Source organism: Photorhabdus asymbiotica (assembly GCF_003634575.1).
Lineage (GTDB): Bacteria > Pseudomonadota > Gammaproteobacteria > Enterobacterales > Enterobacteriaceae > Photorhabdus > Photorhabdus asymbiotica.
The window spans coordinates 393,917-419,725 of record NZ_RBLJ01000003.1; the positions used below are offsets into that span (position 1 = coordinate 393,917).

General features: G+C 40.5%; 24 protein-coding genes and 2 tRNA genes. 12 read left to right on the top strand and 14 right to left on the bottom strand.

Going from position 1 to position 25,809, the window contains the following annotated elements; all coding sequences use genetic code 11:
* The first annotated feature begins 27 nt into the window (after window positions 1-27).
* From BDD30_RS14010 to BDD30_RS14020, 3 genes are read left to right on the top strand one after another with little or no spacing between them, the layout of a single operon-like run.
* Window positions 28-816 (top strand): hypothetical protein, encoded by a 789-nt coding sequence (locus tag BDD30_RS14010; protein ID WP_012776808.1) that lies wholly within the window; start codon window positions 28-30, stop codon window positions 814-816.
* 2 nt (window positions 817-818) lie between these two features.
* Window positions 819-1,808 carry a hypothetical protein gene (locus BDD30_RS14015; protein ID WP_012776807.1) on the top strand — a complete coding sequence of 330 codons (990 nt, stop codon included), beginning with the start codon at window positions 819-821 and terminating at the stop codon, window positions 1,806-1,808.
* The gene (locus tag BDD30_RS14020) at window positions 1,805-2,395 is read left to right on the top strand and encodes a tyrosine-protein phosphatase (RefSeq protein WP_012776806.1); all 591 of its coding nucleotides are present in this window, start codon (window positions 1,805-1,807) and stop codon (window positions 2,393-2,395) included. Before BDD30_RS14015 ends, BDD30_RS14020 begins: the two co-directional genes overlap by 4 nt.
* Here BDD30_RS14020 and BDD30_RS23625 read toward each other — a convergent pair.
* From BDD30_RS23625 to BDD30_RS14035, 4 genes are all read right to left on the bottom strand, one after another.
* Complete coding sequence (locus BDD30_RS23625; protein WP_170152963.1) at window positions 2,390-2,536, bottom strand: hypothetical protein; 147 nt, start codon at window positions 2,534-2,536, stop codon at window positions 2,390-2,392. The two genes, BDD30_RS14020 and BDD30_RS23625, sit on opposite strands and share 6 nt — an antisense overlap.
* Window positions 2,537-2,573: 37 nt before the next feature.
* Entirely contained in the window at window positions 2,574-3,065 is a 492-nt protein-coding gene (locus BDD30_RS14025) for a P-loop NTPase family protein (RefSeq protein ID WP_012776805.1), read from the bottom strand.
* Window positions 3,043-4,098, bottom strand: coding sequence for an aminotransferase class I/II-fold pyridoxal phosphate-dependent enzyme (locus BDD30_RS14030; RefSeq protein ID WP_012776804.1), 1,056 nt, complete (start codon window positions 4,096-4,098; stop codon window positions 3,043-3,045). The genes BDD30_RS14025 and BDD30_RS14030 overlap by 23 nt, the downstream gene beginning before the upstream one ends.
* Before the next feature lie 216 nt (window positions 4,099-4,314).
* Window positions 4,315-4,917, bottom strand: a complete 603-nt coding sequence (locus tag BDD30_RS14035) for a 2OG-Fe(II) oxygenase family protein (protein WP_012776803.1) — start codon at window positions 4,915-4,917, stop codon at window positions 4,315-4,317.
* A gap of 434 nt (window positions 4,918-5,351) precedes the next feature.
* Here BDD30_RS14035 and BDD30_RS14045 point away from each other — a divergent pair, with 434 nt between their 5' ends.
* From BDD30_RS14045 to xni, 5 genes are all read left to right on the top strand, one after another.
* Window positions 5,352-6,383, top strand: coding sequence for a nucleotidyltransferase family protein (locus BDD30_RS14045; RefSeq protein WP_012776802.1), 1,032 nt, complete (start codon window positions 5,352-5,354; stop codon window positions 6,381-6,383).
* 7 nt (window positions 6,384-6,390) lie between these two features.
* Complete coding sequence (locus BDD30_RS14050) at window positions 6,391-7,197, top strand: 5'-nucleotidase, lipoprotein e(P4) family (protein ID WP_012776801.1); 807 nt, start codon at window positions 6,391-6,393, stop codon at window positions 7,195-7,197.
* 391 nt (window positions 7,198-7,588) lie between these two features.
* Window positions 7,589-8,437, top strand: coding sequence for an NADPH-dependent 7-cyano-7-deazaguanine reductase QueF (gene queF / locus BDD30_RS14060; protein ID WP_041381530.1), 849 nt, complete (start codon window positions 7,589-7,591; stop codon window positions 8,435-8,437).
* A 154-nt stretch (window positions 8,438-8,591) separates the two neighbouring features.
* Entirely contained in the window at window positions 8,592-9,959 is a 1,368-nt protein-coding gene (ppnN, locus tag BDD30_RS14065) for a nucleotide 5'-monophosphate nucleosidase PpnN (RefSeq protein ID WP_012776799.1), read from the top strand.
* Window positions 9,960-10,024: 65 nt separating this feature from the next.
* On the top strand, window positions 10,025-10,783 hold the full coding sequence (gene xni, locus BDD30_RS14070; protein WP_041381528.1) for a flap endonuclease Xni: 759 nt from the start codon (window positions 10,025-10,027) through the stop codon (window positions 10,781-10,783).
* Here xni and BDD30_RS14075 read toward each other — a convergent pair.
* The 8 genes from BDD30_RS14075 to BDD30_RS14110 form a co-directional block, all read right to left on the bottom strand.
* Window positions 10,780-12,153, bottom strand: a complete 1,374-nt coding sequence (locus BDD30_RS14075) for a TolC family outer membrane protein (protein ID WP_012776797.1) — start codon at window positions 12,151-12,153, stop codon at window positions 10,780-10,782. The two genes, xni and BDD30_RS14075, sit on opposite strands and share 4 nt — an antisense overlap.
* Before the next feature lie 2 nt (window positions 12,154-12,155).
* The gene (locus tag BDD30_RS14080; RefSeq protein ID WP_041381527.1) at window positions 12,156-13,484 is read right to left on the bottom strand and encodes an HlyD family type I secretion periplasmic adaptor subunit; all 1,329 of its coding nucleotides are present in this window, start codon (window positions 13,482-13,484) and stop codon (window positions 12,156-12,158) included.
* A gap of 66 nt (window positions 13,485-13,550) precedes the next feature.
* Window positions 13,551-15,281 carry a type I secretion system permease/ATPase gene (locus BDD30_RS14085; protein WP_012776795.1) on the bottom strand — a complete coding sequence of 577 codons (1,731 nt, stop codon included), beginning with the start codon at window positions 15,279-15,281 and terminating at the stop codon, window positions 13,551-13,553.
* Window positions 15,282-15,356: 75 nt separating this feature from the next.
* Entirely contained in the window at window positions 15,357-15,752 is a 396-nt protein-coding gene (locus BDD30_RS14090) for a protease inhibitor Inh/omp19 family protein (RefSeq protein WP_012776794.1), read from the bottom strand.
* 53 nt (window positions 15,753-15,805) lie between these two features.
* Window positions 15,806-17,260: a serralysin gene (gene prtA / locus BDD30_RS14095; RefSeq protein WP_012776793.1), complete on the bottom strand. Its 1,455-nt coding sequence runs from the start codon at window positions 17,258-17,260 to the stop codon at window positions 15,806-15,808.
* Window positions 17,261-18,551: 1,291 nt separating this feature from the next.
* Window positions 18,552-19,652, bottom strand: coding sequence for a 23S rRNA (cytidine(2498)-2'-O)-methyltransferase RlmM (gene rlmM / locus BDD30_RS14100; protein WP_012776792.1), 1,101 nt, complete (start codon window positions 19,650-19,652; stop codon window positions 18,552-18,554).
* The gene (locus tag BDD30_RS14105) at window positions 19,645-20,040 is read right to left on the bottom strand and encodes a DUF423 domain-containing protein (protein ID WP_012776791.1); all 396 of its coding nucleotides are present in this window, start codon (window positions 20,038-20,040) and stop codon (window positions 19,645-19,647) included. The genes rlmM and BDD30_RS14105 overlap by 8 nt, the downstream gene beginning before the upstream one ends.
* 314 nt (window positions 20,041-20,354) lie before the next feature.
* Window positions 20,355-21,275, bottom strand: a complete 921-nt coding sequence (locus tag BDD30_RS14110; protein ID WP_012776790.1) for a transcriptional regulator GcvA — start codon at window positions 21,273-21,275, stop codon at window positions 20,355-20,357.
* A 448-nt stretch (window positions 21,276-21,723) separates the two neighbouring features.
* Between BDD30_RS14110 and csdA the strand changes: the two genes are divergently transcribed.
* Entirely contained in the window at window positions 21,724-22,932 is a 1,209-nt protein-coding gene (csdA, locus tag BDD30_RS14115; RefSeq protein ID WP_012776789.1) for a cysteine desulfurase CsdA, read from the top strand.
* Between the two features lie 3 nt (window positions 22,933-22,935).
* On the top strand, window positions 22,936-23,397 hold the full coding sequence (gene csdE, locus BDD30_RS14120; protein ID WP_012776788.1) for a cysteine desulfurase sulfur acceptor subunit CsdE: 462 nt from the start codon (window positions 22,936-22,938) through the stop codon (window positions 23,395-23,397).
* Here csdE and tcdA read toward each other — a convergent pair.
* A complete protein-coding gene (gene tcdA / locus BDD30_RS14125) occupies window positions 23,394-24,206 on the bottom strand; it encodes a tRNA cyclic N6-threonylcarbamoyladenosine(37) synthase TcdA (RefSeq protein WP_071823773.1) in 813 nt (270 codons plus the stop codon). The genes csdE and tcdA overlap by 4 nt on opposite strands.
* A gap of 48 nt (window positions 24,207-24,254) precedes the next feature.
* The gene (gene mltA / locus BDD30_RS14130; RefSeq protein ID WP_012776786.1) at window positions 24,255-25,352 is read right to left on the bottom strand and encodes a murein transglycosylase A; all 1,098 of its coding nucleotides are present in this window, start codon (window positions 25,350-25,352) and stop codon (window positions 24,255-24,257) included.
* 216 nt (window positions 25,353-25,568) lie between these two features.
* Here mltA and BDD30_RS14140 point away from each other — a divergent pair.
* Together BDD30_RS14140 and BDD30_RS14145 are read left to right on the top strand one after the other, a co-directional pair.
* Window positions 25,569-25,645 (top strand) — tRNA-Met (locus tag BDD30_RS14140).
* Between the two features lie 79 nt (window positions 25,646-25,724).
* Window positions 25,725-25,801 (top strand) — tRNA-Met (locus BDD30_RS14145).
* Window positions 25,802-25,809 lie beyond the last annotated feature (8 nt).

Consider the following 25,809-nt stretch of genomic DNA (forward strand, 5'->3'; position numbering starts at 1 on the left):
TACATTTATCCCAGGAAAAGATGAATTATGATCATATTATTGTTAGGTGCTCCAGCCACAGGAAAAAGTACTCTTGGGCCTTTATTAAATGCAATTATCCGGTTAAATGAGAGAGTCTGGAAACTGGATTTTCTCAGGCTAAATACTTTACTTGACCAATTAATTGAATCATTTGCCGGACAATATTCACAATCCGACGATAAAACAGCATTAGAACATCTTATTCGTATAGGTAATATCTCGGTTCCAGACTTCCACTGTCTAAATAATCTCAGAGAAAGTGATTTTAAATGTGCAGAAATTGATAATTGCAAAGACTACCGTGATGGTCAAGGAAATCTGAAAACAGATTTAACGTTTAAAGCCCATGCTTTTATTCAGCAGCAAGTAATTTACGATATCAGCCGAATCCTTATTCCTGGTACCGGAATGTGGCTTAACAGACTATTGCCTTTATTAGAAGAAAAACCAAACACACTATTTAAGGTCGTTGTCCCTGACCCACAATTACAAGGTTATTTTTTTAATGAATTGGCATTGGCAATAAAAAGAAGGTCTTCTAAACAAGCTCAAAAACAGCAAAAATTTGTTACTCAAGAAGTTATGAAAGACATTTATAACCGACAACGACAGTTTCTTAGCACCAATGGCCCCTGGAGTAAAATAAAAGGATGTCAAAGCGGCAAAGCACTCTCAAATAAAATAAAGCATGTCCTTAGCGATATCGGCGATCCAGTGCGGTTAAACCAAGAAACCCAAAAAATCCGCGATGAACTCAAACAACTTCTCCAATACAGCGACACACGGGAGGAATAGAATTGTTAGTTGTTCAAAACCATAGCGAGGTAAATGCCGTTGAATGGAATGCGTTTATGGTTCATCATTCCAGTACGCCCTATCCTCAAACGACTATTCACGCGGAATACGTCCAACAGTGCTATAGCGCATCACCGTTATACATCACAATACAATCTGAACGTGCAGAATTAAGATGTCTGATCTTTATCAATAAAAAAAGCGGTACAGTCACTTGGTACTGTGGCCCCGTCATCAAAGGAACCAGTGTAGTAATAAACATATTAATTGACAGATTCTTGCGCTGGATAACGCAATTTGGATTTCCAATCAGAAACGCCAGCTGCATCGAAATGGCTGGCCTGCAAGCGATATTAACCAGCAATGAAATACTGAATTATGCCGCTCAATATAATATTACGTCTACCCTAGCCACTCTCATTAAAATAAGACTGGATTGCGATATCTGGGAACAAGCTATTTACCACACGGGAGGAAAGAAACGGAAAATTAAAAACATGGTATTAAAAAGCGTTAGAGACGGAGTAGTGGTAAGTTCATCGTCGGAATTTCTCCCCCTAGAAGAATCAGTCTTATATATGGAAAAATATAAAACCCTAATGGAACGAGGATTTCAGCGCAATGCCATTACACAACAGGATGCTTCAGGTGCATGCAAAATATTACGGTCTCAGGACAAGAGAGGAGACAGTAAAACTTTTTTTGCTTTTAAAGGGAAAGATGTTTTAGCATGCCTTAATTTCGCAATTATTGGGTCAGAAGCATATTTGCGTAAGCTGGTTTACGACGACAAAAGCTATCTATCCAATAGCGGAGTAACCTATCATGTAATGATGACCGCCGCTGAATGGGCTCAGTCTCAGAAACTGAAAACACTTAATCTCACCTCGGTGCGATTATCTAAAGACGACAAAACAAGGCATATGAGACAGTACAAAACACGCTTTGGTGGAACTATTTTCCCTATATATGAATTTTCCTCTGAAAAATGATTAACATTAGAAAACTCAGTTTTGCTGGCATTAACTATTATCGAATGGCTTTAGGTTACGGAGACATTTCCTTTTGTCCAGAATTGCTGGATGTGCTGGTTGATTTTCGTAATCCTCAGGAAGCCATTCGTAATACAACTATAGCGAAATGTTGTATTAATTTACCAATGACGGATGCAGGCAGTAAATACCGTAATATCCGTATACCCTGTATCAATGATCTGCTGGAATTTTATATAGAGATTGTAGAGCGTTATCAGCCTGAATTTCGTCAGTTAAATACCATAGTAAGCAGCAATAAATTAGTGGGTTTCGGTTGTTATTTTGGTAAAGACCGAACTGGAATCGCTTCATATTTTCTTAGTAAAATGTATGGTCTTCCTTGGGAAGGGATTATCTATGATTATGAACAATCTGGCATAGAATTGATAAGAAAAATTGATTATTTTTCATCTCATTGGGAAAAAAGAAATATAACCAAACAAGATTATATGAACAGATTAAAAACGGATGGAAAAGCTATTTTGCAATTAGACGACTACATTATAAAAAAATATGGTTCTGTTGCTAATTACTTAATATCATAGTTTAATTTTCTCAGCTATATACCCTGCATCCTTCAAGTTGCTGCTTTGTTGGCTGCTTTCACTCACCCCAGTCACATTGAACTGGGGATTCGCTCTCTTGTCGCCGCGCAATCTATTGAGTATATAAAAAATAAGATTCACTCCTATTAGCACTACAAATAAACACATAAAATTACATTTAATATCTGTGAATTTTAACACAATCACTCGATTTATTTATCGCCTCATTAAACTGATGGTAAAATTTATAATAGAAAACTATTTTCTTAAAGAAAAACTTTATATTGAACTCCCTATACCAGCCAGAATAACTCGTATTTCGCTCTTTTTTGCAAGCTCGCATCACAATACGTCTAAAGTAGCGATAAACGGCTTTATACCAAGTACAATTCAATATTATGATATCACTACAATAATGCATACGAAACGCCAAAGTCTGTAAATAGTTTCCCGCAATAATCCACTCCTCCAACTCCAAAACCTGTTTTAAATTTTCTTTAAATGTTGCATCATCTGGACGCCGCCATCCTTTTTCCCAATAAATATCATCCAAGTCAAAAAGATTTATCCCTGTCGTTTCAGATAACTGTTTACCAAGAGAAGTTTTACCGCTACACGGACGGCCTACTATTAGAATTTTCCTTCCCTTAAAATCGTTTAATCGAATCAATCAATTTTCCTCTTGCGTCTTCCTTACACACTGTCACTCTATAATGATTTTCAAACCCCGGAATGTGGTTCAAATTCGCAACATAAACCCCTTGAGAAAGTAACTCTTTCCACAACTCCCCAGAAGAAGCGGTTTTTAGCAATTTAAATAATACAAAGTTACTCACGCTCTGCGTATAAGTTTCAATACACTCCAGCATGACCATTTTATTTATCAGTTGCATTCTATTGTATTGAATACTATTGCGATATTGTAATAAAAAATCAGGTTTTTTAATTAATTGATTCGCAATATAGAGACTGATACCCGACAATGTTGATTCAGGAAACAAACAACCTATATCTTCTATATTTTTTGCATTACCCGCAATCCAACCAACTCTTAATCCTGGTAATCCATAGGATTTAGAGAAGCTGTTCAGTACGAGTAAATTATCATAGGTTTTAGTGAGCATAATATCTGAATCACGGCCAAAACCCGAATAGACTTCATCCAAAATAACAGTGATGCCACGGTCTTTGCAGTTCTGGAGAAATACGGTGATCTGATCGCGTTCAAAACAATCACCAACAAAAGGGTCTGGGTTAGTCAAAACCAATAAATTACACTGATTCCTTAACGCCTGTTCATATAAAGATGATAAATCAAACGGGCTATCTGGTGTTCTCGAACACTGTACATAAGGTATTTCATTAATATTAAGATAAAGAGAATAGCCATCATAATTTGGTGTCGTTAATAAAACTTTATTTTTTATCTTATCAAGGCTACTAAAGAGTACTCTAATAGCATCATGGCAACCGCTGGTCAATACAATATTTTCAACACCAAGATGTGATTTAAGACGATGATATATATCATCGTAAACTGGATACTTAAGAAGCTCAATAGGATCGACATTATTTAGTAATGTCCGAAAAAACAAGGGATCATCTGTTACCAGATTTTCATTACTCTTCAGATTTAAATATCGCCTTTTGTTCTCTTTTGTTCGGCGAATTATCTGTATTCTTGAATTGATGCTATGTAACATATTGCAATACCTTTGCGTCTAATTTTTCCATCTGCGTGTTCACTCTAATATCAAGTAGCGAAATATAAACTTGAATGGTTATACTCGTTATCTTTCAAGTTGCCTCTTTGTTAGCTGCATTCACCCCATTCACAGAGTTATCTATGCTCCCAGGGATTCGCTCCCTTGCTGTCGCGAAGCATCTTGAAATCCATAGGGTATACACACAGGTTATTTTCATGATTTTAAAAAAATAATTTGCATACAATATCTATCCACACCTTCAACCTTAACAGGAGAGACGCTATGCCATGATTTATCGTCAGTTTTTATCACCACTGAGTTTTGATAGTGTGGTTCAATATGGGCTATAACTGAAGCCTCATCAGACGTTGTTAGAATATTCAAACAGCCACCATAGGATTTTAGCCATTCCTCACTAAAATAAATAAGATGAGTAACATATTTTTCGGCTTTATCTAAATGCGGTGATAAATAGTTTTGATTTGAATATTTCCAGATATTGATGACGCACTCTTTATCCAATAATGCTGCTGTTGTGAACTCACTTAACGCTTTTATATATTGAATAGAGCGTACATCTTTCAGTAATTCATTTAATCTCTCTCCCCGCACATTCTGTCTATTAGTTTCAAACAACGACATACTATAGCTTTTGTCACTTCTCTCTGCCGCAATAGGACGAAAATCCAACCATTCTATTTCAGATGCAATTTGAATCGCATCCTGTCTTGTTATTAAATTATTAATAACGCCCCATTCCCAAGGATAATTATTAAATTTAGCAGATTGAAAGGCTGATAACTTTAAGATTTTCATACTAGCATTTTTATTCAGTTATTTTTGGTTAATAGTATTTAAAATCATTATTTTTTGCAATACATATCGTATATTTCCCCTCCCACCTGATGTCAACTTACCGGGCTGATTCAATACCAGCTACATTGTAAAGGGCTTTAATAAAAAACGCCTAAAAATAACATTGTGATTTAATAAAATCCTTAAAGAATATATAGTTGCACACCCTTGGCAAATATTATAGCATAAGAATATTAGATAATTTATACCCTTCAAGTTGCTGCTTTGTTGGCTGCTTTTACTTACCTCAGTCACAGAGTTATCAATGCTGCTGGGGATTCGTTCACTTGCCGCCGCGCTGCAACTCGAAATCTATTGGGTATATTCATTTTAGAAATAGAAAAAGTAAATTTTAAGAACAAAATCAATCAATACATACTGACGGATGTAAAAATATGCACGATATTCTTGATAAAAAAAACATAACCTCAGCCAATTATATCATCAGTGATTATTTAGGTATAAAAAAAAATGAGGACTTAGATTTAGATAATGTTATCTCTGCCGATCTGCATTTTCTGGGAAAACATAAACTCATTCCAATATGGTTTGACCTGATAAAAAAATATGGTGAAGTAAAGAAACTCACACGGCAAACTTACTATATGCTGTCATCATATCTCACGTATATGAGAAATCAGCAAGAAACAAAATTGCAGGAAATACAGAACATTGGTAAGCAATTTGATCAAAATAACCTGCCTTATGCCATTAGAAAAGGGCACGCTTTATCATCTCTGTATAAAGATAAAATACACAGGAATTATAATGATATCGACTTATTAATAAACAATTCACAACTAGAAAAGTACTTAGATATTCTTTATTCACAAGGCTATATTGAAGGGATTTACGACTATAGCAAACAAGAAATTATTAAATATTCTCGATTCGATCTGATTAAATACCAGTTAAGCCCCGACCATCATCCACATCTGATTAAATTAATTGATGATATACCTGTCGCTATCGATCTCGCATACACATCTTGCTGGCACACTCACCCAGAAGCAAAAACATTTCATATAAATAACTCAGATACAGAAATTATTGATGGCGTCCGCTGTCTGAGCGGTAAATCTCTTTATTACGATACGATGTTTCATCTATACAGAGAAAGTCGATTTCTTAGTTCATTAGAAGGTAGATCTCCATTTTTATTAAGTTACATAGATCTGATGCTCTTGAAAAACAGTTATCCTGGCCTCATTCAACCTAAATTTAAAGAAAACGAAGCACTCGAAAAAGATATTTCTGTCATTTTATCAGATGATATTGATAATATCCTAAATTATAAAGTTAAATTAGCTGATATAAAAAACAACACTTTCTTTAATCTCTTTTTATACACCGCCAAGAGTTCAAAAAAGGAAGCTAAAAAAATGATTGAAGACGTTAGAAAAGAAAATTTGAAAAACAGGAAATAAATTTATTATGAAAACAAAAACGACTTTTTTTGCTATTTCATTTATAGCGATACTATTAGCTGGCTGCGGCTACAATCAGCAAGATAGTGAAACGATTCTCACAAAACAAAATACCAGCGCTGTGTTATGGATGCAAAACTCCAGCGAATATCTCGCATTAGTGGCACAAGCTTTTAATATAGCAAAAGACGCTTTTGATCGTGCAGATAACATACCAGGTAAAAAGAAAGCTGTTGTGGTAGATCTTGATGAAACGATCTTAAACAGCACATCATATAACGCTCAACAAATTAAAAGTGGTGAATTGTCTAACCAGAGAAACTGGGAAGAATGGGTATCAAAGGAAAAATCCAGCCCTATTCCTGGCGCTGTTGATTTTGTAAATTATATCATCAATAACGGTGGAGAAATATTTTACGTTTCGAATAGAAAGTCTGACGATTACCAGCATACTATGAATACTCTGATCAAAAATGGGTTCCCACATGTCTCAGAAAAAACATTACTTTTACGGGATAAAACGTCCAACAAACAACACCGTTTCAACACAATCATTGCGTCCGGTTATCACATCGTGGTATTTATGGGAGATAATTTAAACGATTTTGGCGATATTTTTTATCGTAAAAAAAACAATAAACGTAAAGAATTAGTCATGATGAATGCTCCGAATTTTGGTTATAAATTTATTATGATGCCAAATCCTATTTATGGTTCTTGGGAAAATGTATTAACTGACAATTACCCTAGATTAAACCTCAATGGAAAAATTGAAGCACGTAATAAACTCATTCATGATAAGAGTTATAAATAAAACAGGTCATCATTAAAAACCTATCCCCAAAGCCGGTATTTGTACTTAGACTTGTCAAGGTTTAGTCGGGATTGATATCTCTAAAGCTTCTCTGGATATCACTGCGGGTAGTGAAATAAAACAATTCACTACCCGCAGTGATAAATGATATTGGATGGCTTTGACACCATTTTCGGCAGTAAATAAATAAGACTCTGATAAAACCCCGTAGCTTGCTAAACTTGGGCAATGACTACGATCACTATTATACCTAATAGATTTCGAGTTGCAGCGCGGTGGCAAGTGAACGAATCCCCAGCAACATAGATAACTCTGTGACTGGGGTAAGTAAAAGCAGCCAACAAAGCAGCAGCTTGAAAGATGAAGGGTATATCAGATTTTGAGGAATAACATGTCGTTATATCAGGATCATCAAGCTCTTGAGCCGCTTACTCTAGGTAAAACCACTTCATACCATGACCAATACGACGCCAACTTGCTGCAAGCAGTGCCGCGCAGTATGAACCGTGAACCCCTGAACATTTTTCCTGACAATTTGCCGTTCCACGGGGCTGATATCTGGACGCTTTATGAACTATCATGGCTGAATAGTCGTGGCTTGCCGCAAGTTGCTGTCGGGCATGTCAGCCTGAATGCAAAGAGTAAAAATCTGATTGAATCTAAAAGTTTCAAACTCTATCTGAATAGCTTTAATCAAACCCGTTTTGAAAACTGGCAAGCCGTTGAAGAAACATTACAGCGTGATCTCGCCGCTTGTGCTGATGGTCATGTAACAGTGACACTTCATCATTTAGATCATTTCAATAACCAACCGATTTCTGCTTTTACCGGTGAATGTATTGATAATCAAGATATTGACATTACTGAATATAATTTCAACCGCGATTATCTGCAAGGTGCTGCGCAAGGCCCGTTGGTGGAAGAGGTTTTGGTTAGCCATCTACTGAAATCCAATTGTCTGATTACCCATCAACCTGACTGGGGATCTGTCCAGATTCACTATAAAGGAGCAAAAATTAACCAAGAATCGTTACTACGTTATCTGGTATCATTTCGGCATCATAATGAATTTCATGAGCAATGTGTTGAGCGTATTTTCAATGATTTACAACAGCTATGCTCGCCAGAAAAACTCTCGGTCTATGCCCGTTATACCCGTCGCGGGGGATTAGATATCAATCCATGGCGCACAAATAGTACCGACTTTGCACCAAAAACAGGCAGACTGGCACGTCAATAAATAGAGTTTACTGAGTGCAGTCGGTGAAAACCAAGCTGAAATAGGAAATGTGACAGATTTAGCAAAAACCGTCGTAAACCCTCGTCCAGTACGGGCGGGAGCAGTCGTTTTACGATATTGAGGTGAAACCCATACACGATATAAGGAGTCATTCTTGATTACACATATCAACCCACTCGGTTCAATGGATTTATTATCTCAACTTGAAGTAGATATGCTGAAAAGTACCGCAAAAAGCGATCTTCATCGCTTGTTCCGAAACTGTTCACTGGCTGTACTCAACTCTGGTAGCCAAACTGATAATAGTAAAGAGCTCCTCGCTAAATACACGGATTTTGATATTAACGTATTGCGCCGTGAGCGTGGAGTGAAACTGGAATTGGTAAATCCACCAGAAGAAGCATTTGTTGATGGGAAAATTATCCATTCACTACAAGCTAATTTATTCGCAGTGCTGCGGGATATCTTGTTTGTTCATACTCAGATTACTGATTCAGGAAAACAGCATCATCCCAATCTGGAAAATGGTGCCTATATCACCAACACCATCTTCTCTATTCTGCGTAACGCCAGAGCGTTACATACCGACGAAGATCCCGATATGATTGTCTGTTGGGGCGGCCACTCAGTGACTAAACAAGAGTATCAATATAGCCGTAACGTTGGTCATCAACTTGGACTACGAGGGCTTAATATCTGTACCGGCTGCGGCCCTGGTGCAATGGAAGCACCGATGAAAGGTGCAGCCGTAGGTCATGCACAACAGAATTATAAAGATAGCCGTTTTATCGGTATCACCGAGCCATCAATCATTGCAGCTGAACCACCTAACCCATTAGTGAACGAATTGATTATCATGCCAGATATAGAAAAACGTCTGGAAGCCTTCGTTCGTATTGCCCACGGTATCATTATTTTCCCAGGTGGCGTCGGCACAACAGAGGAATTACTCTACCTGTTGGGTATTCTGATGGACCCGGAAAATCAGGAACAGATATTGCCATTGATTCTTACCGGTCCGAAAGAAAGCGCAAATTATTTCCAAGTCTTGGATGAATTTATTGTTCATACATTGGGAAAAGAAGCACGACGCTACTATCACACCATTATTGATGATCCACCTGAAGTTGCCCGGATAATGAAAGAAGCAATGCCATTAGTAAGAGATAACCGTCACAGTACCGGTGATGCATACAGTTTTAATTGGTCAATGAAGATCAACTATGATTTACAACAACCGTTTGCACCCTCTCATGAAAACATGGCTAATCTTAATCTCCATCCTGATCAGTCGCCTGACAAACTGGTAGCTGCACTACGCCGTGCTTTTTCTGGGATTGTTGCCGGCAATGTGAAAGAAATTGGTATTCAAGCGATTGAAAAACATGGCCCATTCAAAATCCACGGAGATGCTGAAATAATGCGCCATATGGACAAGCTGCTGGCAGACTTTGTAGAACAGCACCGGATGAAACTACCCGGTGGGACTGCCTACGAACCTTGCTACGAAATTAGCCGATAAAACTTACTGCCCGAAAAAATATCTGCTCCATGGATGGAGCACAATGCTGCTTAATAGTGAACCCTATGATACACCTTCTAATTGTTGATGCTCTTAACCTTATCCGCCGCATTCACGCTGTGCAGGGTAGCCCATGCATTCCTGCTTGCGAGAACGCACTAAGGCAGTTGATCCAACATACCAATCCTACCCATGCTGTCGCAGTCTTCGATGAAGAGGCTCGTAGTAACAGTTGGCGGCATCAAATATTGCCTGACTATAAAGCCGGTCGCTCTCCAATGCCTGACAATCTGAAACAAGAGATGCCGCAGATCAGAATATCATTTGAACAACAAGGTATTGCCTGCTGGCATGCCCAAGGGCATGAAGCTGATGATCTCGCCGCAACGTTGGCAGTAAAAGTCGCTGCTGCCGGTTACCATGTTACGATTGTTTCTACTGATAAAGGTTATTGCCAATTACTTTCACCCAATATCTGTATTCGTGACTACTTCCAGAAACGCTGGCTAGATATGCCATTTGTTCAACAAGAATTTGGTGTTGCTCCGCAACAATTGCCTGATTACTGGGGATTAGCGGGGATCAGTAGCAGTAAAATCCCCGGAATTCCGGGAATTGGACCTAAAACTGCCACTATTTTACTGCAACAGTCCGGTACGCTGGATAATCTTTTCCAGAACCTCAAGCAACAACCTGATAAATGGCGCAACAAATTGGAATCAAATAAAGAAATTGCGTTTATCAGCCGGAAAGTTGCGTCATTACGTACCGATTTAGCTTTAAATGGCAACTTACAACAACTCCGGCTGACAACAGCAAACTAACGAAAATACCCGGCTACCTTATCCAAATGTTCACCTTTTAACTCACCGGCCTCATTAAGTAGGCCGACCCAAGCTTTAATATAATTATATTTGGCCTGAGAGAGATCACGCCGGGCAGTATATAGCTGCTGCTCAGCATTCAGAACATCCACATTAACCCGCTGCCCAAGAACAACGCTCTTACTGGTTGCATCCACCTGCAAGCTAGCTGATTCAACGGCCATTTCATACGCATTAATCCGCTTTTCGCTATTCAGGTACTGATTATAATTCCGACGTAATGCATTAAGAACTTCTCCTGCCTGGGCATCAAGCTCATATTTGGTTCTTCCATATTGCGCCGCCGCCTGACGCACAGCAGCAGATGTACCACCACCATTATAGATATTCATGCTCATCCGTAATCCAATGGTATCGGTTCGATACTTCTGATCTACCGTATTATCGCTGCTAGATTCGCTTTCAGAATGGGAAGCATAAAGTTCCAACTTAGGTAAATATCCTGCCCGATTACGTTGCACTTCATGGTACGCCGCTTTCACTTCCTGACGGGAAGCGGCCAGAACCGGATTGTTAGCTAATGCCAGTTTTTCCCATTCTTCATAATGGCTTGGCGACAACTGCAATATTTTAAACTGCTTTTTATCTGATAACCGCTGCACCGGTAAATCAATGGGAAGAGGAACACCAACAATCAATTGTAAGCCTCGGATTGCGGCATCCAGATCGTCTTTAGCTGCTATCTCATCCGCAATAGCCTGGCTGTAACGGGATTGTGTTTCCACCACATCAGTGCGTGTCCCTTCACCAGAAGCAAACAATTTCCTGTTCAATTCCAATTGTTTTTCATACGCCATTCTCTGACGTATCACTAAGTCAATCTGATCCTGTGCATAAGCCACATCCACGTAAGCATTCACTACCCGGACAGCCAGTTGCTGAAAATCTGCCCGAAAACGTTCATTGCTCATCAACGTATGCGCCTGACTGGCTTTATAACGTGCCCATATCTCAAAATCTATCAATGGCTGAGTCAACACAACTGCCACGTTATAACTGCTATATTGGCGATCCCGGCTGGCAGTTGTCTTATTTCCCCGACGATCATACGCAGGTTGCTCCATATGTTGCCAGTTCCTCGGTGAATTCTGATAAGACATCATCACCTTAGGTAACAATTCTGCCCTACCTATCTTTTCATACTCTGCTCCACCTTCTCTCTCTTTTACCGCTGCGAGGAAAGTAGGATCATTTTCTAATGCCAGCGCATAAGCCTCTGTCAGACTCAGTGCCCATACAGGAAAAGAGAACAAACTGACGCTGAAAAGAATCAACAAACCCACTGATAAAGAAGCATGATTTAGTCTCATAATCACTCCTCTATCAACGATGTCGAAGCCCGATCCCACAATGGCTTAAACAGATAACTCAACAAGGAACGTGAACCGGTTTTGACAAATACCTCAACTGGCATCCCCGGCCTAATATCCAGCCCTTTCAGTTTTTCCATCCCTTCAGGGGATACGACAGCTCTCATCTGATAATAAGGTTGGCTAGTCACGGGATCTACCAGTCTATCTGCGGAAACCATGACCACTTTTCCTTCAATTTTGGGTGTCCGGTTCTGATTAAAAGCGGTGAACATCAGATCTACATCCAGTCCTTTGCTGATTTTATCCGCCAAATTAACCGCAACCCGGGTTTCCACTTCAAGCGCCATTTGGTTCGGCAAGATTTCCATCAGTTTTTCACCGGGAGCAACAACACCACCCTGTGTAAAAATATTTAACCCAACAACTGTGCCATCAACCGGCGCCACAATTGAGGTATGCATAAGTTCAAACTGGGCAGTATCCAACTTATTTCTGTATTCACTGGCGGCAACCTGCTCTTCTGCCAATTGCGTGCGCACTTCACGCTGATAGTCTGCTTTACGTTGAATGATACGTTGTTGGGTTTCCTGTAGCTGTTTTTCAAGCTGACCGGCACGTCCTTCCATTTCCGCTATGCTGCTGTTCAGCTCAGCCTGTTCACGCAGAAGTTCCAAATAACGATTACGCGGGAAATACCCCTCATCCGCTAAAGATTTAAGATTAGTCATCTGCTCTTTAAGTGCTGTCTGTTGCACTCGCTTACTGACAAGAGAAGCTTTCAGTCCTTTAATCTGAAAATGGGTCCCTGCCACAGACTGCTCAAGCCCTGCCAAATCGCTTTGCAGCATTTCACGGCGTGATGCGAACAATTGTTTTTGCAGCGCGATAATTTCTTTCACCCGAGGTTCAGATTGTAATTGCTGCAATATTTCGGGAAAAACCAGCATGTCATCACCATGCTGTTCAGCCAATAAACGAGTTTCCGTTGCTAGCGTGGTATACAGTTGATCCTGAATCGCATCTACCTGCGCTTTTGCCTGCACCTGACTGAGCTGGACAAGGGTTTGGCCCGCTTTTATCGTTTCTCCCTCAACAACCATAATCTGGCTGATAATACCGCTTGCCGGAGCCTGAACCGTTTTGCGGTTGCCATCCACAACCACCACACCTGAAGACGCAACCCCTTTATCCAACGGCGCGAATGCTGCCCAAATGAGAAACCCCAAGATCCCCACACCAATCACCAACCATCCTAGTCGTAAAAAATGCCCTTCTTCTAGTGGCAACAATCCTTTTCCATCCACTACCGGCGTATTCTGATCAGACATATCCACTCCCGGACAGAAATCTCCGTCTCAGCTATTTGATATTATTATAATTAAATGCCTATTTACTTATGATGCCTGAGCAACTGCCTTAGTTGCTGAATGTTCCTGACTCTTATTCTGTTGTGATAAAGCCGTCATTACTTGTTGAGATGACCCAAACATCTTCATTTTTCCCTGAACCAGCAGCAATATTTTGTTCGTCTGTGACAACAATGATGTGCGATGAGTAATCACAATCACGGTTTTTCCTTGCGCTTTTAGCTGAGCAATAGCTTGATTCAATGCTCTTTCACCCGCTTCATCCAGACTGGAATTCGGTTCATCTAAGACCACAAGTGACGGTTCATCATACAACGCACGAGCAAGACCGATTCGCTGCTTCTGCCCACCAGATAGTCCAATACCTCCAGCACCAATAATGGTGTCATAACCCTTATCCAGCGCTAATATCAGTTCATGAACCCCAGCTTTCTTTGCCGCCTGAACAACTTTTTCGGGTTCTACCTCATTGAAACGAGCAATGTTCTCAGCGATAGTGCCGCCAAACAGCTCAATATCTTGCGGTAAATATCCTATTGAAGAGCCCAATTCATCTTTGTTCCATTGATAAATATCTGCATTATCCAAACGGACTACACCTTCCTGTGCCGGCCATATTCCGACCAGTAACCGGGCGAGGGTCGATTTCCCCGAAGCACTGGGGCCAATTAATCCCATCACATCACCCGCATCCAGCGCGAAACTGACATCCTGCAACACAACCTTACTGTTTCTTCCCGGAGGTGCTGCTGAAACTTTTTCTACCACCAAATTGCCTTTTGGCGCCGGTAATGACATTCCCGATTTCCGTTCCGGTTGCTGCTCCAGCAGATCGGTTAACCGTTGCCATGACAAACGAGCGGAGCTCCAACCTTTCCAAGCTTGAATCAGCTGTTCAATTGGCGAAAGTGCCCGCCCCATCAGAATTGAAGCCGCAATCATCATTCCCGGCGTAATATGCCCACCAATCGCTAACCAACCACCTAGTCCGAGGATCAGCGACTGTAACGCCAAACGCACCGTTTTAGTGACCGAATTAATCACTGAAGCCCGTTCACTAGCAATACGCTGGAAATTCAGAAAACGTTCATGTAATCCAAACCATCTCCGGCGCAGTACTGGCAACATACCCAACGCCTCTATTACTTCAGCATTACGCAAGTTGGTGCTGGCAAGGCTAGCTGAACGCAGAGCAAGTTTATTGGCTTCTGATAAAGGCTGACTTGATACCCACTGATTCAATACAGCAAGGGCGATCAATACCAACGCACCCACCAATGACAACAAACCAAGCCAGGGGTTAAAAAGAAAAATAACCAACAAATAGATTGGAAACCAAGGAGCATCAAAGAAAGCAAATAAGGCGTTACCCGTCAGAAACTGGCGAATATTTGCCAAGTCATTGAGCATCTGACCCGCATCTGTTGTACCATTTTTCAAATTTGATTCGTAAGATGCGGTATAAACCCGATTATTCAGCTTCATATCAAGCTGACTACCAATACGGATAACAATCATGCTGCGGATATATTCCAGCATTCCCATCATGGCAAACATGCCAAGAGTGATCAGGGTCAACATCAGCAAAGTGATTTCATTGCCCGATGGCAACACTCTGTCATAAACCTGCAACATATAAACAGACGGAACTAACATGAGCAGGTTAATAAAAGCGGTGAACAACCCGATAGTCCAAAACACCCGACTACGGGCACGAATGACGTCAGCAATCTCATCCTTTGGGAGTAGTAATTTCACGGCACTTCCTTAATAACTATCTGATATATCTTGTTGTTATAAATATATGACTATCTGATGTTAACGTTCCTTGCCTTATTCCCTTTGCTCACCAGGTCTCATTATCAGTTCCCGACCATCAGCAAACCGGGCAAACCAACCATCTGATTCATGAGCAAAGAAAGCCAGACCACTCCCCTGATTATCTGTAATCGTGATGCCATCAGGTGTAGGCCGCCAACCAGCAGGTACTTCGCCAAACATATCCGCCAAACAAGCATTATCACCATTAAGTGACCAAATTGATCCTTCCGGTAATGGCTGGTCAGTCAATGACACATCACATTGTTGACGTTTATCTGATAGTTGCCATATGCCTTTCAATTCACTGGCGTGTGGGAGATCAAGACTACTTGCCATACTTCCTCCGATAATGCCGAATGTAAGAGCAACAAAGAATGCAAATTTCAGATACCAAACTGCAAAAACCATGCCGCCTCCAAACGAATAACCGCATCCAAATCAGATGCGGTTGTGTTGTTGTGTTATGAAAGGATGAAATCAGACTCTAATATTGGTTCTCCGACAATTTTTACCCAAAAATCATCGTAAGATAATTTTCCACCCATATTAATGACGAAATCATTCACCTTATCAACGGTGTTATAACGAAGCACAGCTTCTCCAACGGCACCAGTGAACTCCTCGACAAACTTAACGCCTCCTTTCCCTAACTCACCCAGATCGAATAATGACACATCAATCTTGTCCTCACCTGAAACAAAATCATGTATCCAATCACGCTCAAGCGGAGGAGATTCTTTGGCGCTCAGGTAGACAAATGTATCTTTACCTTCTCCACCCCAAAGATTATCTGCTCCCAGACCACCGTAGATGATGTCATCACCAGCACCACCCTTCAGAGTATTGTCAGCATCATTGCCTATTAGGACGTCATTGCCACTGCCACCAATCGCATTTTCAATCGTTACACCACGAGCAATAGAAACATTCCCTTTCAGACCACCAACATCCGAGAAAGAAGCTTCATTCAGGTTGATGCGCTGATCCTGCGTAAAACCAGAGAAATCAAACGTATCATTACCACCCGCATCCCAAGCAGTGAACAACAGTTTGCTGTTCTCATCTTTTGCAGTATAGAAGTCGCGCTCTGTATTGGAATTAAAGCCATATATCGTGTCATCGGTACGGGTTGTATTATTAGCGCCGTACACTTCCTGAATGGCAGAAATATCGTTAAGTAATGGTGCAGAAGAATAAATACCTTTAAAGTCTTGCCCGGTATTTTTCTCACTGAAATAACTCATGACGGTGTAAGCACGACTATCTTCAAAATAGGTAGCACTATTCTTATAAGTTGGGCTCACTTTATCAGACGCATTATAATCAGCCGGATGCTGTAACCCCAATGTATGGCCGATTTCATGAGTAAACGTTTGACGGCCATAACCATTCACGTCGATATCATTATTTGTGAAAGTACGGCTTTTGGCGTTATACCAAGTTCCTAATTGTGTCTTCTCCGGCCTCGGCAGATAAGCAAATGCATAACTCCCCGTCAAACTAACATCAAAGAACCCAAAGGTGATATTCGCTTCCTTGACATCAGAAGTTTCAACAAAATTAATATTAGCAACATCAGCCCAAGATTGTATTGACAGTTTTGCGGCCGCTTTTTGCTCTTCATTAAATGCTGAAAATTCAGAAATATGCCATGGCATATCATCCGGTTTACTTTCCAGGAAATTATACTTTAATTGGAAAGCTTTCGATTTATCGTCGTCCTGATGCCCCCAACGATAATCACCTCGGATTAATTCTTTAGCGGCATCTTTGCTGGGCTCATGTTCAACGACAATATTAGAATCCTTACCTGGTATATAAGCCTGTAACCATTTCAGCAACTCATTTGCCTTTTCTGAACCGCTAACTTCTTCCGAGTATGAAATTTTTTTCTTTAAAGACATATATTTCTCCATAAATTCAGGACTTAGATATAAAAATCTTTTTATTTTATTAAATACAAGTCAATAAAACCTGAAAACGACAGACCGCCCCTGGTCAGATAAATTAAGAACTAAAATCCCTTTCACATCAAAGTAACACTAAAGTTAATTATGTAAAAAGCAATTAACATATTTTTTTAATATAAACGTGATAAAAATAACATAAAACAAATAAGCGATTGTTTTATATAACATAACTATTTAAGGCGAAAAAAATACCGCTAATTTCTTAGCGGTATTTTATTACTCATCAATTATCTATTATTTAACTATCTCATAAAGTAAACTTTAAAAAATTTATAGAATTATTGTTGATAATTTTAATAAGAAATTATCCCAGACCGTTATATGAATAGACAAAATAAGAATAATCTTCCTTATTCAACTGCAATATTGAACGACATGACGCATTATAGAAGGAATCTAACTCAGTAAATTCCTATACATTATTATCAAACAAAGTAATAACAACTTGGTTAAATCAATAAAAAATATATATCACATGATGGTTACTACTTTATTTATTCTAAATCATTATTTGCTGATATAATTAAATTATATTTTCAGTTTTCATCAATTAAATAATAATATCAGCACAACTGATTAAACATTCTTAAAAATAAGATACAAATTCAATATATTCATAAGGATATCAAGTTTAAAACCGTAACTTAAGTTAAGATAATATTTATCTTAACTTAACACCACAATTAAATTTCACACTCTAAAATTAATTTAACAAACAATCAACTCCATTATTTTTAAGTTTATAATATCAATTTATTAGATTATTTTACATTAATATTATGTTTCATTAATCAATTATAATAATATACCCTTCATCCTTCAAGTTGCTGCTTTGTTGGCTGCTTTCACTCACCCCAGTCACATAGTTATCTATGCTCCTGGGGATTCGTTCATTTGCCGCCGCGCTGCAACTCGAAATTTATTGGGTATATATTTATTTTGTTATTTATTTTAAGTCAATTTAAAAAATCAACAATTTCTCGACGCAAATCATACAATATTCATTGTCATATTACATCACAATAACCTCGCAATAGAATATTATTGTCATATACTCTCTGTTGAATAAATAGGTTAAATCACTTCAACATTCCACTTTTATTATACATAGGAGTGAAAAACAAAATGCAATAATGTCATTAAATATTTAAATAAAAACGCCTCAGAATATCATTGAGGCGCTTTATGAAGTCTTATTTTAGGAATTTATTCCAAGATAATGATGAACAACAGTTAATCAGTCATTATTCCGACTAGCTGCATAAGCAGACCAAATACGGCGAACATGAACCGTTATTTCTTCCCTGTCATGATAAAGGTGCTTTGCCTGAATTTGTGCATTTATACCATTCTCTTTTAATTGCAGATTCATTTTCTGCAAATTATGCGCAACTTCTTCATAACGCTTTTTCATGGGCAATTTGAGATTAAAAATAGCCTCCCGGCACCAACCATTAACCAGCCAATCTGCCATTAATTGCGTCACTTTTGCTGGCTTTTCTACCATATCGCACACCAACCAATAGATGTTTTTTACCAAAGGTTCAAACTTAAAACCATCCACTTTGTGATGCCGAACCTGCCCGGTATCCATCAGGCTTTGCGACATTGGACCATTATCCACAGCATGAACCATCATACTGCGTTTCACCAATTGGTAAGTCCAACCACCAGGACATGCCCCCAAATCAACCGCATACAGACCACTAGCTAATCGCTCTTCCCATTCGTCATAAGGAATAAAAACATGAAAAGCTTCTTCCAACTTCAGTGTTGAACGACTTGGTGCATCTGAAGGAAATTTCAGCCGGGGAATGCCCATATAAAATGGCGAGTTGTTATGACTGTAAGAATAACCAACATAACAGCAACCCGGCGCAATAAAGAAAACGTGTATTACAGGACGCTTGGTGTTTTCCCTAATCTGCAAAATTTTTTCCTGGCGCATCGCATTACGCAACGGCACAGTAAATTTCCGGCAGAATTTCAGTAACTCTTTACTTTCATTAGTATCAGGCACTTCAACCCGCAAGTCGCCTGCTCGTTCAATGACACCGTGCAACATACCAACGATTGGACTTACCCGATCTTCAGGCGGCAAATCGCGCAATAATTCACCCACGACCAACATTTGGCGGGCAAAAATCAATTCCCGAAAAGGTATCTCACGAATAAGCCGATCTGCATCTTCATGCTGATAACACTCAAACAGGACATAACCACTGTTGTCTTTTACCCGGGCAAAACCGTAAATCTCTTTTTGACCCGCTTTATCGGTGATTTCTGCCGCACACTCTTTTTCAAAACCAGGGCGACAATATAAAGCAATTTTATTCATGGCGAAGCGCCGATTTCCTTAGACGCAAAGCGCCGATTAATACTAAGAGCCAGCCAACAAGAAAGCTGAACCCTCCAATTGGAGTAATATAAGCGAAAAATTTAACCTGTAATAAGGCCATACAATAGAGACTGCCACTAAACAACAAAATACCTACCGCGAAAAAGACACCACTCCAGTAAAACCAGAGAACAACTTTACGCATCAACATGGCAGATATAGCCATCATTGCCAGAGTGTGAATCCCCTGATATTGCAGGCCAAGTTCAATCCAACCTAGCTGATATTTTGCCATAATCGGGGACAATAAATGCGACCCGATAGCACCAAACGCCACATAGAAAAAACCACTAATACCAGCAAAGATAAGCATTAAACGACTATTCACTGTTATCTTCCTTTTTCATATTTATACCCGTCATCTTTCAAGTTGCCTCTTTGTTGGCTGCACTCACTCACCCCGGTCACCTAGTTCTCTATGCTCCCGGGGATTCGCTCCCTTACCGTCGCGATGCATCTTGAAATCCATTGGGTATATACCCTTCATCTTTCAAGCTGCTGCTTTGTTGGCTGCGTTCACTTACCCCAGTCACATAGTTATCTATGCTCCTGGGGATGCGTTCACTTGCCGCCGCACTGCAACTTGAAATCTATTGGATATATATCTGAGAGCTCTCGTAACCCGAATGACTTATCCTTTTCTTATTCATTGGTAATAAAACCCAATTTTTCCTGCTCACTAGCAGCCTGTGCCAGAACCCATTGCCGGAATGCCGCGATTTTCCCCAACTCAGCCTGACTGTCATGACAAACAAGGTAAAATGCATTCTTACTCACTAACACATCATTAAATGGGCAAACTAAACGCCCAGCATCAATTTCAGTCTGAGCCATGACATTATTTGCCAATGCAACCCCTTGTCCATGAACAGCCGCCTGGATCACCATTGCGCTATGGCTAAAGATCGGCCCTTGCTGAACATTTATCTGCTGCTGCATATCAAGTTGGCGTATATAAGCCTGCCAATCACGGCGAGAAGAATCGTGCAACAATGTATGACGCGCCAAATCTGCTGGTGTCTTCAGAGGATTCTCCCCAGTCAGTAGCGAAGGAGAGCAAACAGGGAGCAAATATTCTGCATAAAGACGATCCGTCCGCAACCCTGGCCAGTTTCCACGACCATAAAATATAGCAACATCTACATCATCAGCGAGTTTATCTTCTTCCCGATCCACCGCTTGTATCCTGACATCAATTCCTGGATAAGCTAAATTAAAGCCAGATAACCTTGGAACCAACCACTGAATAGCAAAACTGGGTGACAGGCTGACAGTCAAAGCCCCTTTCGCACTCCGCGCCTGAAGTTTACGCGTTGCTTCATTTATCGACGTGAAAATTTCTTTAATATCCAAATAATAGCTTTGTCCCTCTTCAGTCAACAACAGTGATCGGTTGCGACGACGAAACAGCTTTAGCCCCAGAAAATCCTCTAAACTTTTCATCTGATGGCTAACTGCGGCCTGCGTCACAAATAACTCCTCAGCTGCCTTAGTAAAACTTAAATGGCGCGCCGCAGCATCAAAAACCCGCAACGCATTAAGTGGTGGTAAACGTTTGGACATGTGAGCCCTTATTCAATATTGGTGATACCGGTAACTCTTTATATTTAGTTATTAGTTTTTGTAATCCGAACCATTATAAATTGTCCATTGAGGATACACCAGTAAATCCCTATAGTGGCGCCACTTCCTAAGCCGGAACGAAAAGTGAATTAGCAGTAACGCTATGAAACTTTTGGCTTTGTGGTTGTGATGTTGTGTTTGCAAGTTGTCTGGGAAACTAGACTGTGTAGCTTAAGCTACTGTTTTTTTTCACTTCCTGTACATTTACCCTGTCTGTCCATAGTGATTTTTTAATGCACCGCAGTTGCGGTGCTTTTTTTTGGCATAATCACTGGAACATGGCACTATTACTTAATGTAACAACCTATCCATTTTCAGCCAAAAACAAACGACTAATCGCTATTACCAACAGAATAGCCTGATAAACAACAACGAAATAAAATCAACTATGAAACAGTTCGAACCAGAACAATTCCGCCAGCAATTTCCAGCCCTACAACAACAGACTGTATTTTTGGATAGTGCAGCAACGGCACTCAAGCCACAAGCTATGATAAAAGTAACGCAGGATTATTATCAGTGCAGTGGTACTACAGTACATCGCAGCCAACATCACGCTGCACTGGAAACCACATCCCGCTATGAAAATGCTCGGCAGCTGGTTGCTGAACTCATCAATGCCCCAAAACCTGAGAATATTATCTGGACAAGAGGAACAACAGAATCCCTCAATCTAGTTGTTCAGAATTATTTTCGTACTCATCTCCAACTAGGCGATGAAATTATAGTGAGTGAGCAGGAACACCATTCCAACCTAATCCCTTGGTTAATGCTGGCAGAGCAAATTGGTGCCAAGGTTATTAAATGGCCTTTAGGCAACGGCAAGTTGCCAGATATCAACACCTTGCCTGATCTTCTGAACCAACACAGTCGATTGATAGCCATTAGCCAAATGTCCAACGTGACCGGCGGAGCAGTTGATTTAACTGCAATAACAAAAATAGCGCACCAACATGGTTGCCTGATCGTAGTTGATGGCGCGCAAGGCGTTGTTCATAATCCTGTTGATGTTCAGCAAACAGATATCGATTTCTACGCATTTTCGGCTCATAAGCTCTATGGTCCAAATGGTGTTGGCGTACTTTATGGTAAAAGTGAACTACTTGAATCCATGTCTCCTTGGCAAGGCGGCGGTAAAATGCTTACCCAGGCATCATTCAGCGGTTTTACACCGGAAGCTGTACCATTCAGATTTGAGGCGGGTACACCGAATGTTGCCGGTGTGATTGGTTTTGCTGCCACACTGGAATGGCTGAAAGATCTTGATATGACCAAAGCTGAAGCCCATGCTGTCACTCTCACTGACTATGCCGAAGAACAACTTTCCGCTTTACCCGGATTTATCAGCTACCGTATTGCCGGTTCCAGCTTATTAGCGTTTAATTTTGCGGGTATTCATCACAGTGATTTGGCAACCATTCTGGCAGAACAAAATATTGCTTTACGCTCTGGTCAGCACTGTGCTCAACCACTGATAGAGACTCTCGGTATCAGTGGCTGTTTACGGGCATCTTTTATGCCTTATAACAATCAGCAGGATGCCAACTCTTTAGTTCAAGCAGTAAAATTCGGCCTTTCTCTATTACAAGATGAATGATATATGACACAATCCACTGAAACCTTGACTGCCCCACATCCATTCGGTCAAGAAATTAGCCAACAACAGTTAATCGAAACTTTTAACCAATGCCGCCAATGGGAAGATCGCTATCGCCAGTTAATTTTACTGGCAAAGAAGCTACCAACATTGCCTGACAATTTGAAACAACAGGATATCGAAATGTCAGGCTGTGAAAACCGAGTTTGGTTAGGGCATCAATTACTATCAGATGGCAATTTGCACTTTTATGGTGACAGCGAAGGCCGCATTGTAAAAGGTCTTCTGGCAATAATCCTAACCGCCATAGAAGGAAAAACACCGAAACAAATTTCGGAAGCTCACTTGCTGGCGTTGTTCCACCAGCTCGGACTAGAGCAACAGTTAAGTGGTTCACGGTTGAACGGCGTGAAATCGCTGATTCATACCGTGCAAAATATCACAAAACATTACATCAAGGGTTAAAGTTCACCTTGGCGTTGAGCTTTAGCCACCATCTTTTTCAATGCATGGGAAACCGCAACAAACCCAAATGTTGCCGTGACCATCGTCGCGGCACCAAAACCGGAAGCGCAATCCATTCGTTTACTCCCTTCGGCTGTACTTTTAGCGGCGCAAACAGAACCATCGCTTTGCGGATAAACTAATTGCTCTGTTGAAAACACACAATCAATTCCCAACTTGCCTTTACTATTCTTCACAATGTGATAATCAGATTTCAGCCGTTCCCGCAACTTAGCTGCCAACGGGTCCTGAATAGTTTTCGCTAAATCAACAACCTGAATCTGTGTAGGATCGAGTTGCCCGCCAGCGCCCCCCGTTGTCACCAACGGAATTTTATGGCGACGACAATAAGCCAACAAAGCTGCTTTTGGCCTAATGCTATCGATAGCATCAACCACATAACTGAACCCGGCAGACATAATTTCCTCGACATTATCTGGTGTGAGAAAATCATCAATACACGTCACTTTGCATTCAGGGTTAATTGCCAGAATACGTTCTGCAATCACTGCCGTTTTGGGTTGCCCAATATGCTGTTTTAAAGCATGTAACTGACGGTTAGTATTCGTAATGCATACATCATCCATATCAATCAGGGTGATCGCACCTACTCCGGTACGAGCCAAAGCCTCAGCTGCCCAAGAACCCACACCACCGATGCCCACGACGCAAATATGGGAATGAAAAAATAAAGAAAGCGCTTTTTGACCATATAAACGAGCAGTACCCGCAAAACGTTGCATGTACGCATCAGAAAGAGAAACTTGTATCACTGAATATCAATCCTGAAAACCTGTTATAAAATCCATGAAGAAGCACTACTGATTTACCATCAGCATAGCCGGTTGCTCTTTTTTCAGCACCCAAACTCGACCATAGTGGTTATAAAACCCCGCTATCATACCAGCCTCACGACCAATACCATGATAGATATCGAAGTGATGACCTTTTATTGCACCGCCGACATCCAATGCAATCATCAGACGCATCTGATACTGACCGGTAAATTTACCCTGTTTATCCAACAAAGGTACCTCTGCCAACAATGTTGTTCCTGGCGGAATAAGCCTTTTATCTGAAGCCACAGACGCTTTTGCAATCAAAGGAACAGCACTAGCTCCCCGCACCGGGGCGTAAACTTCAGGTTTAAAGAAGACAAACGAAGGGTTCTGTTCCAGCAGCTTGCGGACTTCTGCCTCACTATGAGATTCAATCCATTTACGAATCGCCAGTATAGATATATCTTCCTGCGCGATTTCTCCGCGGTCAATCAATAGCTTGCCAATACTGCGGTAAGCCCGCCCATTTTTACCAGCATAACCCAAAAAGATCAGCGGCCCACCATCACCAAAATCAACATAGCCACTACCCTGTACTTCCATTAGATAATTATCAATCAGTGAACGACTGTAACCAATAACCAGATTAGGATTGAGGGCGCCATTATATATCTCAGCCCGACTTGGTAAGCGATATCTGCTTTTGGGAGGCATGCGGTACAGAGGATATTTAAATTCACCTTGTTTAACACGGCGAGCTTGTAATATCGGCGTATAGTAACCCGTGAACTGGACATTACCGTAATTATCCACACCTTCCATCTGATAAGCATGTAAATTAAACAAATTCAATTTACTGGTTTCTCCACCAGCTAACATCCAGTTCTGAACAGCATCAAAAGTCGAGCTATTATTCTTATACAGACGAGGGGCAGACTGACTAATAAACGCAACCTGCTCTGAAAAATCTTTAGCATTAACCGGCCTACCCTGAGCATTAGGTTGATTCACTAGCAATAAATCCTCAGTAATATGACCATCTTTATATTGTTGGCCCTGATCTATTGGGCGGGAATGACATCCAACCAGCAGTGAAATCATGACCCCACACAGAAGATGCTTATTCCAAAGTCTCATTGTTGCTCTCTCTCACCAACATGCTCAGCGGCAAACAATACCAAACCAACAAAAATAATGAAACTTACCATAAAAAATAACGTAACGAGACAACGACACAAACGAACAAAAATACGCCAATATGCAGAGTAACTAATCAAAAACGTAATGAAACAAACAATAATTAATAAAAAAACTTGCAACGGATCTCATCCTGAGTATAGTGCCCGCATCGGACGCGGGGTGGAGCAGCTTGGTAGCTCGTCGGGCTCATAACCCGAAGGTCGTCGGTTCAAATCCGGCCCCCGCAACCAATACTATGAAATAGTTAGATATTTGCGACTAAGAGCCTATTCCGGTAAGTATTATCAAGGCAAGATAGGTTATGACGGACGCGGGATGGAGCAGCTTGGTAGCTCGTCGGGCTCATAACCCGAAGGTCGTCGGTTCAAATCCGGCTCCCGCAACCAATTTTTCG

What these genes read in the sequence shown, in the direction of transcription:
- BDD30_RS14010 (WP_012776808.1), top strand. Translation starts at nt 28, where the DNA reads ATGATCATATTATTGTTAGGTGCTCCAGCCACAGGAAAAAGTACTCTT.
- BDD30_RS14020 (WP_012776806.1), top strand. Translation starts at nt 1,805, where the DNA reads ATGATTAACATTAGAAAACTCAGTTTTGCTGGCATTAACTATTATCGA.
- BDD30_RS14030 (WP_012776804.1), bottom strand. Translation starts at nt 4,098, where the DNA reads ATGTTACATAGCATCAATTCAAGAATACAGATAATTCGCCGAACAAAA.
- BDD30_RS14035 (WP_012776803.1), bottom strand. Translation starts at nt 4,917, where the DNA reads ATGAAAATCTTAAAGTTATCAGCCTTTCAATCTGCTAAATTTAATAAT.
- BDD30_RS14045 (WP_012776802.1), top strand. Translation starts at nt 5,352, where the DNA reads ATGCACGATATTCTTGATAAAAAAAACATAACCTCAGCCAATTATATC.
- BDD30_RS14050 (WP_012776801.1), top strand. Translation starts at nt 6,391, where the DNA reads ATGAAAACAAAAACGACTTTTTTTGCTATTTCATTTATAGCGATACTA.
- queF (WP_041381530.1), top strand. Translation starts at nt 7,589, where the DNA reads ATGTCGTTATATCAGGATCATCAAGCTCTTGAGCCGCTTACTCTAGGT.
- xni (WP_041381528.1), top strand. Translation starts at nt 10,025, where the DNA reads ATGATACACCTTCTAATTGTTGATGCTCTTAACCTTATCCGCCGCATT.
- BDD30_RS14075 (WP_012776797.1), bottom strand. Translation starts at nt 12,153, where the DNA reads ATGAGACTAAATCATGCTTCTTTATCAGTGGGTTTGTTGATTCTTTTC.
- BDD30_RS14080 (WP_041381527.1), bottom strand. Translation starts at nt 13,484, where the DNA reads ATGTCTGATCAGAATACGCCGGTAGTGGATGGAAAAGGATTGTTGCCA.
- BDD30_RS14090 (WP_012776794.1), bottom strand. Translation starts at nt 15,752, where the DNA reads ATGGTTTTTGCAGTTTGGTATCTGAAATTTGCATTCTTTGTTGCTCTT.
- prtA (WP_012776793.1), bottom strand. Translation starts at nt 17,260, where the DNA reads ATGGAGAAATATATGTCTTTAAAGAAAAAAATTTCATACTCGGAAGAA.
- rlmM (WP_012776792.1), bottom strand. Translation starts at nt 19,652, where the DNA reads ATGAATAAAATTGCTTTATATTGTCGCCCTGGTTTTGAAAAAGAGTGT.
- BDD30_RS14110 (WP_012776790.1), bottom strand. Translation starts at nt 21,275, where the DNA reads ATGTCCAAACGTTTACCACCACTTAATGCGTTGCGGGTTTTTGATGCT.
- csdA (WP_012776789.1), top strand. Translation starts at nt 21,724, where the DNA reads ATGAAACAGTTCGAACCAGAACAATTCCGCCAGCAATTTCCAGCCCTA.
- csdE (WP_012776788.1), top strand. Translation starts at nt 22,936, where the DNA reads ATGACACAATCCACTGAAACCTTGACTGCCCCACATCCATTCGGTCAA.
- mltA (WP_012776786.1), bottom strand. Translation starts at nt 25,352, where the DNA reads ATGAGACTTTGGAATAAGCATCTTCTGTGTGGGGTCATGATTTCACTG.